This is a genomic window from Glaciecola punicea (genome assembly GCF_001756615.1).
Classification (GTDB): Bacteria; Pseudomonadota; Gammaproteobacteria; order Enterobacterales; family Alteromonadaceae; genus Glaciecola; species Glaciecola punicea.
Genome location: NZ_LZXY01000015.1, coordinates 46,704 through 54,328, shown reverse-complemented (window position 1 = coordinate 54,328; position 7,625 = coordinate 46,704). Strand labels below are relative to the sequence as shown.

At 39.9% G+C, this 7,625-nt stretch carries 5 protein-coding genes and 1 pseudogene; 5 read left to right on the top strand and 1 reads right to left on the bottom strand.

Going from position 1 to position 7,625, the window contains the following annotated elements; all coding sequences use genetic code 11:
• The first annotated feature begins 190 nt into the window (after nt 1–190).
• From BAE46_RS13710 to BAE46_RS13695, 4 genes are all read left to right on the top strand, one after another.
• Nucleotides 191–430 carry a hypothetical protein gene (locus BAE46_RS13710; protein WP_006004322.1) on the top strand — a complete coding sequence of 80 codons (240 nt, stop codon included), beginning with the start codon at nt 191–193 and terminating at the stop codon, nt 428–430.
• Nucleotides 431–683: 253 nt separating this feature from the next.
• On the top strand, nt 684–1,667 hold the full coding sequence (locus BAE46_RS14490; RefSeq protein ID WP_006004320.1) for an NUDIX domain-containing protein: 984 nt from the start codon (nt 684–686) through the stop codon (nt 1,665–1,667).
• A complete protein-coding gene (locus tag BAE46_RS13700; RefSeq protein ID WP_070113323.1) occupies nt 1,664–4,984 on the top strand; it encodes a DUF3427 domain-containing protein in 3,321 nt (1,106 codons plus the stop codon). Before BAE46_RS14490 ends, BAE46_RS13700 begins: the two co-directional genes overlap by 4 nt.
• A 68-nt stretch (nt 4,985–5,052) precedes the next feature.
• Nucleotides 5,053–5,358: a transposase gene (locus BAE46_RS13695; RefSeq protein WP_070113321.1), complete on the top strand. Its 306-nt coding sequence runs from the start codon at nt 5,053–5,055 to the stop codon at nt 5,356–5,358.
• Here the strand turns inward: BAE46_RS13695 and BAE46_RS13690 are convergent.
• The gene (locus BAE46_RS13690) at nt 5,320–6,480 is read right to left on the bottom strand and encodes an IS30 family transposase (RefSeq protein ID WP_070113319.1); all 1,161 of its coding nucleotides are present in this window, start codon (nt 6,478–6,480) and stop codon (nt 5,320–5,322) included. The genes BAE46_RS13695 and BAE46_RS13690 overlap by 39 nt on opposite strands.
• 67 nt (nt 6,481–6,547) lie before the next feature.
• On the opposite strand from BAE46_RS13690, the pseudogene BAE46_RS13685 reads away from it, so the two are divergent.
• Nucleotides 6,548–7,441 (top strand): annotated as a pseudogene (locus tag BAE46_RS13685) (IS3 family transposase); the annotation flags it as partial.
• Nucleotides 7,442–7,625 lie beyond the last annotated feature (184 nt).

Genomic DNA, 7,625 nt, shown 5'->3' with positions numbered 1-7,625 from the left:
AAATATTGAGTAAAGGTTAAATAGCATCAATTTAGATAAAATATAATCATAATATCAACAGTTTATATTTTTCCCATATTAATTAGCATTAAACAAAGTATGACAGATTCAACAAAAAAGTATGACAGAAAAGATCACAGATTTACAAGCCTTTGTATAATTGCGAAATCTGCCACGTTTTTGAGTTTTTATGGGTTTTGATAATAGCCACTCTGCTTATATTCAACCAACTTTTGATGAACTGATATCTAATTTTCTTGCTCAATCATGTCAAGATATTGAATCAATAGATTTGGAAAATCCTAAACCAGAAGACAGCGATCAACGAGGTATTATAAAAAATACTGACTTAATCAAACCATGGTTGGACTATCATAGGATTAACGCAAATTTTGAGTTGTGGAGCGCGGAAGCAAACTTGAAAAAGTGACGCACACCTAGGCTTCTACAAATTATTCCGCATAGCAAAAAGTGAACAAACACGTCAAACAGACTGTTTAAACCTTCGCTAGCTAAACCCATATTTTTACACCAAAAATGAGAGTAATTTCAAATCATTTTGTACTTATCTTTTTATTCTATTCTCAATATGAAAATGCGCTTGCCAGCGCTCGCAACCATTTCTAAATTAAGTTAACCTGGCAGCAGGGAGAGTCTTGAATTAAAAGGAAGTACCCACTTTTATGTTGTCGATTATAAATGTTGCCGTTGGCATTATTGCCAAAAATAACAAAGTATTTGCTGCACGCAGAAAACCTGGGCTGCATCTTGCCGGCTTTTGGGAGTTTCCGGGTGGAAAAATAGAACAGAGTGAATCCCCTGAACAGTGTCTTGAACGTGAATTGCGAGAAGAGTTTGGGATTGAAACTCAGGTTACCCATTACATTGGCGAAAATATACATTCTTATAACGATAAAACCGTTCGCTTAATTGCTTATCAAGTGGAGTACTTAAGCGGCGATTTCCAGTTACGTGATCATGATCAGATGCAATGGGTCGCAATACCAGAACTAGATTCCTTAGTATGGGCAGAGGCAGATATCCCGTTAATTAGTCAATTCAAATCCAAAGTCAGTTTAACGCGCTTCTATCAAAAACAGGCTAGCAGTTACGCCCAAGAAACTACTAGTGTTGACTTGGAGCCTCTGTACGCAAGATTTTTACAACATCTTAAACCAAATGCACATATTTTAGATCTCGGTTGCGGCTCAGGTCGTGATTCCCGTTATTTTTTAAACCACGGTTTTGAAATCACTGCCTTAGATGGTAGCTCAGAGCTAGCTAAAATCGCCGAGAACCTTATTAAACAAAAAGTTCTTGTCGCCTTATATCAAGACATGTTGTTTGATAATGAGTTTGACGCTATATGGGCATGCGCCAGTTTATTACATTGCCCTGAAGATCAAATATTATCTGTGCTATCTCGGGTAAATAAAGCCTTGAAAAAAGACGGCGTTTTTTATGCCTCATTTAAGTGGGGTGACGGTGAATCTTGTGACGCATTAGGTCGTTTGTTTAATAATTATAACAGTGAGCAACTACAAGCCTTAGTCAACGGTATTGGCGGTTTTAAAGTCATTGAGTGCTGGGAAGAAACAAAACCATTGAGAGACACGACACAGAAATGGGTCAACATATTGGTTAGAAAAACAGGAACTAAAAAATGAAGACCTTCCCATCTCAACATCTCACCGTTGGTGGAACTGACCCATTTTTACCTAATTTGCTGCAAGCGATAAATTATGCGACTTCAATCAGTATCGCAGCTGCTTTTATTCGAAAAACCGGCCTTAATTTAATTTTCCCAGCGTTGGAAGATGCCCTTTTACGCGGCGCAACAGTCAGGATTTTAACTGGCGATTATATGGGCATAACAGAGCCGGTAGCTTTACGCCAATTGATTTTAATGCAATCAAGAGGGGCTGAAATAAAAGTATTTGAATCCAAGGGATACCAAAGTTTTCACATGAAAGCTTATTTATTCATCGAGGGCTCGCAGCAAGATGCATTAGAAGGCTGCGCTTTTATTGGCTCAAGTAATATATCTAAATCCGCTTTGCAAGGCGGGCTCGAGTGGAATGTGAGCGTTGATCTAAAAACCGAACCTGACAAATTTAATACCATTCGCTTAAAATACGAAGAGCTTTATGTCGATCCAAGGTGTGTCCCATTAAACCATGATTGGATAGATAAATATGAAAAGAGGATCCCCAAGGCATCACCTCTTAAATTAGCATCCAACACAGGTACTGAGGCTTTTGAGCCTTTACCTGAGCCTAATATTATTCAACAACAAGCACTAACCGCATTACACCAAACTCGAATAAATGGGTATCAGCGCGGCTTGGTAGTCATGGCGACCGGCACAGGTAAAACATGGCTTGCCGCGTTTGATTCAAAAAATGTGTCTGCCAAAAAGATTTTATTTGTGGCTCACAGAGAGGAGATCCTTGATCAAGCAGAGCAGACATTCGTTAGGATCCACCCAAACACACGTATAGGGCGCTATTCAGGAAAAACGAAACAGCAGGATGTTGATTTGTTATTTGCATCAATCCAAACTATTGGTAAACAACAACATCTAGCCAAATTTTCGCCATTACATTTTGATTATATCGTAGTGGATGAGTTTCATCATGCTGCAGCAGCAAGTTATCAAAAGCTAATAGCCTATTTTACGCCTAAGTTTATGCTGGGATTGACAGCTACACCAGAGCGTACCGATCAATCAGACATCTTGTCGCTATGCGACGATAATCTTGTATTTAATTTTGGTTTGTTTGATGGCATTAAGTCTGGCGTTTTATGTTCCTTTGACTACCAAGGCATAGCTGATACTGTCGATTATAATGAGATAAGCTGGCGTAACGGTAAGTTTGACCCAGAACAGCTTGAAAATAAATTAGCGACTGTTTCAAGAGCCAAGCACAATTTGGTCCATTGGCAGAAACATAAGCTAACCAGAACTCTGGCTTTTTGTGTCTCTACCAAACATGCTGATTTTATGGCTGATTACTTTAATAGACAAGGAATTAACGCCGTTTCAGTGCATAGCAAGTCCAAAATGCCAAGAAATGTCGCGCTCAACGAACTCAGAGCCGGTGCCATCCAAGTGATTTTTTCAGTGGACTTATTTAACGAAGGCGTCGATTTACCCGCCATCGATACAGTTATGATGCTGCGCCCTACCGATTCAAAAATTATATTTTTGCAGCAACTAGGCCGTGGGCTACGAACCAGCATTGCAACGCAAAAAGAGCGCTTGGTGATCTTGGACTTTATAGGTAACCATATTAGCTTTTTCCGTAAGGTTGACTCTTTATTTGCCTTTGGAGTAACCAATGGTGCGCGTAGAAAGTTTCTAACAGATGCCAGAAGTGGCAATTTGCCGCTTCCTAAAGGGTGTTTCGTTAATTTCGAACTTGCTGCGATTGATATTTTGCAGCAGCTTATTTCCGACAACCCGGATCAACAAGTTGATATCTACATTGGGCTCAAAGACTCTTTTGGTCGCCGACCTACCCTCTCGGAGTTATACCATGCCGGCGGATCGGTAGAAAAAATTCGCAAAGAGTATGGTGGTTGGTTTGAATTTGTACTGAGCCAAAAAGACTTAAAAGCAAAGGAAGACGATTGTTTAAAGCAATTTGGAACATTTTTAAGAGCTTTAGAAACCACTCATTTAACCAAATCTTTTAAGCTCATTTTAATAGAGGCATTTTTAGAATTAGGTGGCCTTAACGCGCCAATTGAACTGGAAGCTTTATCGATGCGTTCGTTATCAGTTCTAAAACGTCACCGGCCATTATTGCGAGATCTAACGTCACAGTTTTACGACAGTATTATAGATGACAATGTTGATCTAAAAAAATGGACTAACTATTGGCGCAGCAACCCAGTTAAGGCATGGATAGGAGAAAACAGCATAAACAGTCAGGCCTATTTTCGACTCGATGAGAAGATTTTTGCTATCAACCTTGATGTGCCTGATAAATTGCGCGATATTCTAGCGGATATAATGCAGGAATTAGTAAACTATCGCTTTCTACAGTACGAGAATCGACTGGCAAATAGTGACGCCAATTCAGAAAAACCATTAGCAGAGGTTATTTCTATTAATTCAGCACTAAAACAGTCTGTTCCCTTTTTTACCGATCTTAAAATTGCTTACGGACATTTCAAGTCAAAAAGCCATGAATACTCAAAAACGATTGATCTCCCACTCTCCTATGGCAACTTAGACCCCAAACGACATTTTGTAGTATTTGCATCAGGGAATTCAATGGATGGTGGGGAATACCAAATTAAACATGGTGACTTGTTATTATTGGAACATATTACGCCTGAGTATACTGACGATATAAGCGGTAAAACTATTGCGATTGAGCGCAATAATGCAAGTGGTGATGAGCAATACCTTCTTCGGCAAGTGAAAAAGTTAGGCGACCAGAAATACCAGTTGATAGAGCAGAATGCTGTTCATGAGCCAATAAAGTCATATACTGATATGACTTTATTGGCTTTTTTAAAAAACATCCTGGATCCTGCTGATGTTTACTGCCATCAAGAGTTTATGCGCCAAGATATTCCAGGGCTGTTCGGATTGGAATTTAATAAAGGCTTGTGGGAAGCCGGCCATATTAGGCCCAAAAATTCTAATGAGCAGTTTTTATTGGTTACGCTGAATAAGCAAGGGAAAGCCAGTGAGCATCAATACAATGACTATTTTATCGACGATAAAACATTCCACTGGCAAAGTCAGGCATCAACCAAAGCAAATAGTGCCAAAGGAAAAGCAGTTCAGTTTGACGATAAAGTGCATCTCTTTGTGAGAAAAAACAAACTTACCGCAAAAACAGCTTCACCTTTTTATTACCTTGGAAAAATAGATTACCAGAACCATCAGGGCGAGGCGCCAATGAATGTAACTTGGAAATTACACACTCCTTTACCAGCGGAATTGTTCGCTTACTTTAAGATTTAGATTGTGTTCTGGTTGAATTAGCAGGACACATCAATAAAGGATAAACTCCAATTTATTGAGGTGTAAAAATGACTAAACGTACAAATAAGAATTACCCAAATGATTTTAAGCAAGAAGCGGTATCACTGGTAACTGAGCAAGGTTATTCAGTTGTTGAGGCGGCTGCTTCATTAAATATTACTGATAAATTGCTTTATAATTGGGTGGCGAAATTTAAAGAACAAAGCGAAAAGTCTGAGTTATCAACGGATGAAAGAGCTGAACTCATTCAACTCAGAAAAGATAAAAAACGCTTGCAAATGGAGCGTGAAATATTAAAAAAGGCGTCTGAGGATTCAAGCCAACAAAGCAACACTCTTTTCAATCATGTGTGATGGTGTTTTAAATTTCAATGTTTTTCTTGGGCGCTCATTTAATTGAGTTGCGACCTCACTCAGTCGTGCTTGGCTATGTAGTGATAAATCTGTCTTTTTGGGGAAGTACTGTCGAATAAGGCTATTAGTGTTTTCATTTGTGCCTCGCTGCCATGGACACTGAGGATCGCAGAAGTAAACAGGCATCCCAAACTCTTCAGTAAGAACGCTATGTTTAGCCAATTCCATACCTCTGTCCCAAGTCAAAGATTTTCGATATTCCAATGGCATTTGTCTACATATAGCTAGAAGTGCATCATTAACAGAGCCAGCATCTTTTCCCGCTAGTTTGAGAATGATAGTGAAACGTGACTTTCTATCCACTAATGTGGCAATGTGGGTATTTTTTGACCCAGATACTAAGTCACCCTCCCAATGTCCAAGTGATCGCCTATTATCAATATGCTTCGAGCGTTCGTGAATAGAGACACCATTAACAATATTAATTGAGCCTCTATGGCCTTTGCGTGTATGAAAGCGACTGTGTCGCATAGGGCGCTTTCTGCGTAAGTGTTCTGAAAGCGAATGGTCGAGAATGTTTTTTGATCGTACATAAAGCGACTTATAAATTGTTTCGTGTGATACCTGCATCTTTTTACGTCTTGAATATTCGACGCTTAGCCAACCTGAAATTTGCTCCGGTGACCATTTCAATTCAAGTTTATCTATCACAATTTGTTTTAGCTCAGGGTAACGCTGTAGCACGCCAAGCTTCGGTCGTTTCGCCATTCGCTTAGCACGATTGTCTGCATCTACAGCCTTGTAATACCTGCGTCCTCGATTGCGAGCGACTTCTCTAGATATGGTTGACGGAGACCGATTTAACATTTCAGCGATTGCCCGAATGCTCTTCTTTGCTGATAACGCGACGCGTATTTCTTCGCGTTCGCTCAGAGATATATGTGTAATATTTCGATGCCTAGGTTTCGGCTTAATGCCACCTGTTTCCCGTAAAATTGTAAAAACAGAGCCAGGCTTGGCCTCAATTACGCGACCAATATCGCTGAATCCAGCGCCGTTTTTCCATAGGTCAAAAACAAGGTCTCTCTCGCCTGTGGTAAATGTACGTTTTAATCGTTTCATTCAATGTCCTCATGCAAATCAGTAATTTAGTATACCTGTTGCTTTGATGACTTGAATCCTCATCGGCCTTCTTTGCGAAAGAAATGAAGTAAGATATTCATTTATATACAGTTTAGGTAAGCAGTACCCAGTTTCAATGTCATGCCGAGTTATGCTAGTCAGTAAGTCGGCATACTATGCTTGGCGCAAGCGGCCTGCGGTTATTATCAGTGCTCAAACACTGGATTTACATCGCAGAGCTAAAGCGCTTTTTAAGGAAAGTAGAGACAGTTTGGGTAGCCGTGAGCTAGGCAAAAAGCTGCGCAAAGAAGGCTTTGAAATAACACGATATCAAGTGGTTAAGTTGATGAAAAGGTCACGCTTAATTGTTAAACAGCGTATTGCTTACAAAGTAACCACTCAGCGCAAACACAGTGATGCTGTGGCTGATAGCTTGTTAAACATGAATTTTAATCCGCCTGGGCCAAATAAGGTGTGGGCCGGCGACATCACCTATTTGAGGTCTGGCGAAGGTTGGCAGTATTTAGCCGTTGTTATGGATTTATGTGGTCGGCGAATTATAGGCTGGCACTTGTCGAGTCGAATGACGACGGACTTAGTTGAGCAAGCATTTTTAAAAGCATACGGCCTACGCCAGCCTCCAAAAGGCTTGGTTTTTCATAGTGATAGAGGCTCGCAATATACGAGTAAACGCTTTAGAAAGCTACTCAAGGACTTAGACTGCCGCGCCAGCATGGGCGATGTCGGCGCATGTTGGGATAATGCCGTGGTTGAAAGATTTTTTGGTAGCTTAAAACATGATTGGTTGTTCAAAATAGAGCAACCAACACGGGAACACATGAAGCAAGATGTTGCTGCATATATTAAATATTACAATCTGGAGCGGTTGCATTCGTCGAATGGCGATCAATCACCGATTGAATTTGAAAATTCCTTTAGGAATGTGTCCGGTTGGGCTTGACCAGAACAAACCACTTGAACGGAGCGATTCTGATATTGCAAAAAATTTTACAAATACAATATTTTTATACTCTTTAGCGTAGATAAACCCGACCCAATAATTATGTTCGTAAAGAACTTCAAAACCATCCTTACCATTTCTCATTCTATATTTGACAACCCATTGTGGTAGCAATTGAATTTTT